General features: G+C 60.7%; 1 protein-coding gene and 1 pseudogene. Both read left to right on the forward strand.

Annotated elements, in window-relative coordinates:
- The first annotated feature begins 573 nt into the window (after window positions 1–573).
- Window positions 574–1,409, forward strand: a pseudogene (locus tag Q7J58_RS23180) (group II intron maturase-specific domain-containing protein).
- A gap of 386 nt (window positions 1,410–1,795) precedes the next feature.
- Window positions 1,796–2,725 carry a porin gene (locus Q7J58_RS03840; RefSeq protein WP_304823666.1) on the forward strand — a complete coding sequence of 310 codons (930 nt, stop codon included), beginning with the start codon at window positions 1,796–1,798 and terminating at the stop codon, window positions 2,723–2,725.
- The last annotated feature ends 266 nt before the right edge of the window (window positions 2,726–2,991 follow it).

The raw sequence follows: 2,991 nt of genomic DNA on the forward strand, positions 1-2,991 counted from the left end.
TGTTGACCCTTGCGTACTTTGACCGGCTGGGCGTGCCCAGGCTGTCATGACCTCAAGCTCTCGAACCGCCCGGTGCGGACCCGCATGCCGGGTGGTGTGGCAGGGGTGCAGCCGATAATGGCTGCCCCCTATGCCGATGGGTTGTGCGCCCAGCATGGGCGCACACCTGCGGGTGCAAGTCCCGCTGCGAGCTGGTCACCGTGAGCTTGGGTGAAGCGCAACTGCGTGAGGGCGACCGAACGTGGGGGAGAACGCGTGAAGCGTAAACAAGTGAGCCGATGAACAAGAACCGCATAGAAGGCACTACCAAGCAGGGCGAGGGGCGACAAGCCGCGAAGCTCTTGTGACCAAGGCTTGTGTGGCGTAGGTGCGGTGGCTGTTCGATGAAGGAGTGTGTTCTTACCTGGGGAGATCTCGCCTTGCGCCTGAAAACGAAGTTTCTGCGAAGCAAAAGGGCGACGGTTTTGCCGGAGCGAGAAGGCAGCCGAGGTCGTGGTAGCTTGCGCCGGGGTCGATGAGGCCACAAGGCAATAGCGAAGGACCGAACGAGCGTGAGTGAGCGAGGACACCAGGATGTCAAAGGCCCTGCGTCAGATGCCAGGATTACCTGGTGGGCGGGTGGGCGTAGCGCAGGGTGAAGCCCGGCGTGGTCCTGCCAGCGACGAAGCCTGCGGCCCGCCAAGTGAGCACCCGCGCACAGGGTCGGAAAAGCCGCTGGCAGGCACGGGTGGCCTGCTGGGGGCGGCGCTGACGAGACAGAACCTGCACGCGGCATGGAAGCGGGTGAAGGCCAACAAGGGTGCCGCCGGGATGGACGGGCTCGACATCCTTGACCGTGTCAACCACGACATCCTGATCGACAGGCTCAAGAGGCGCATCGATGACGCTGGCGTGATCCGGCTGATTCGGGTGTATCTGAACGCCGGGATCATGGATGGTGGGGTGGTGGTGGATCGCAACCTGGGCACGCCCCAGGGCAGACCGCTGTCCCCGCTGCTGGCCAACGGGCTGCTCGACGCAGTGGACAAGGCGTTGGAGGCGCGAGGCCACAGCTTTGCGCGCTACGCCGACGACTGCTTGCGTCTACGGGGGCAGCATCAAGGCCGGCGAGCGGGTGATTCTGGCCTTACCTGCTGGGCTGGAAGGCGTACTTCGGGATGGCGCAAACGCCAAGTGTCTGGCGAGGGCGGGACGAATGGCTGCGCCACCGATTGCGGGCGATTCAGCTCAGGCAGTGGAAGCGGCCCCGCACGATCTACCGCGAGCTCAAGGCGCTGGGGGCCTCGCAAGATGTCGCCAGACCGGTGGCGGGCAACTGCCACCGGTGGTGGCGCAACAGCGACGGAGCCATCAAGCGAGTGCTGACCATTGCGTACTTCGATGGGCTGGGATTGCCACGTCTGTCATGACCTCAAGCTCTCGAACCGCCCGGTGCGGACCCGCATGCCGGGTGGTGTGGCAGGGGTGGTTGCGATGATCGGTGCCCCCTATGCCGATATCGTCAGTCGCTTTCTGTTGGGTGCTCCCAAGCGCCTTGTTTCTCCGTGTCGGTTGGAATGTTGATGGAACATGCGCAAACCCAGCGCATCTTGAGGGTTGAATTTGGGGCGATGCTGTCATGCCCGCGTCACGCGCAAGAGCTAACAGTTTGTCTCGGAAAAGAGACGTTTTGACCGGTTGAAACAACTCTTTAAGGGTTTCCACGTGGGTGTAAACCCGAATAAGGCTAGGATGACTCGTCTCTTTGAGATTCATCCCCGCCCAGCGATGGGCCCATTTTTAAAAGGAAGATTCCATGAAAAAATCTTTGATCGCTTTGGCCGTGTTGGCTGCTTCCGGTGCCGCTATGGCTCAATCCAGCGTGACCCTGTACGGTATCGCTGACGTTGTGATCCACAAAGACAAGGGCGCTTCTGCCGCTCTGACCTCCGGTGGCGTGAGCGGCAGCCGTCTGGGTTTCAAGGGCACCGAAGACCTCGGCGGTGGTTTGAAGGCCAATTTCCTGTTGGAGCAGGGTTTCAGCATTGACAGCGGTGCCACTGCTGCTGGTCAAGCTTTTTCGCGTCAGTCCTACGTTGGCCTGAGCGGTGGCTTTGGTGAAGTCAAGCTGGGCAAAATGTGGACCGCTTATGACGATATCGCTGGCGCAACCAACCCCGTGTTTGACTCGGTGTTGGCACCCACCGGCATTTGGGCCAGCAGCGGTTACGCAGCCAACCCTGCCAACGGTCTGTACTACGCAACCCCTGACTTCGGTGGCATCAGCGGTGCCGTGAGCACCACGCTGAAAGAAGGCACGGGCATCCAGTCCACCGCTTTCCACGCCAAATACGAAGGTGGCCCAGTGTTCGCTGGTTTCGCTTACCAGATTGACAAGGTCGGCGCTGCAGAAACCAAGTTCACCCGTGTGAACGGTTCTTACGACTTGGGCATGGCCAAGCTGTTGGCTGGCTACGGTCTGGTGAAAGCTACTGGCGCAGCAGATGTGACCGACTTCACCATCGGTGCTGACGTTCCTCTGGCTGCCAACATCGTTCTGTCGGCTGGTTACGCTTCGTCCAAGGCTGATGGTGGTGCACGCGCTAACAGCTATGGCCTGGGTGTTGCCTATGTCCTGTCCAAGCGCACCACGGTGTACGGTGGTCTGCGCAACGACAACGCGGTGGCTACCGCTGCCGGCGGTGTTGACAGCCGTTACGGCGTTGGCGTCAAGCACACCTTCTAATCTCATGCTGGCGCATGCCAGCTGAAGATTCAGAAATCAAAAACCCACCGTATCACCACGGTGGGTTTTTTTGTACTCACAATATGGGCAGGCCATGAAGAAACCCGCCTTGGCGGGTTTTTCTTCATGTGCGCCCAGCATGGGCGCACTCCTGCGGGTGCAAGTCCCGCCGCAAGTTGACCAAGACGAGCGAAGCGAAGCGCAACCGCATGAGGGCGACCGAGTGTGGGAAGGAAGCGTGGAGCGCAAATCATGAGCCGATGGAC

Origin of the sequence: Hydrogenophaga sp., assembly GCF_030656115.1 — a bacterium.
Lineage (GTDB): Bacteria > Pseudomonadota > Gammaproteobacteria > Burkholderiales > Burkholderiaceae_C > Hydrogenophaga.

Bases quoted from the DNA above. Each gene is read 5' to 3' on its own strand.
- Q7J58_RS03840 (WP_304823666.1), top strand. From the start codon at position 1,796: ATGAAAAAATCTTTGATCGCTTTGGCCGTGTTGGCTGCTTCCGGTGCC.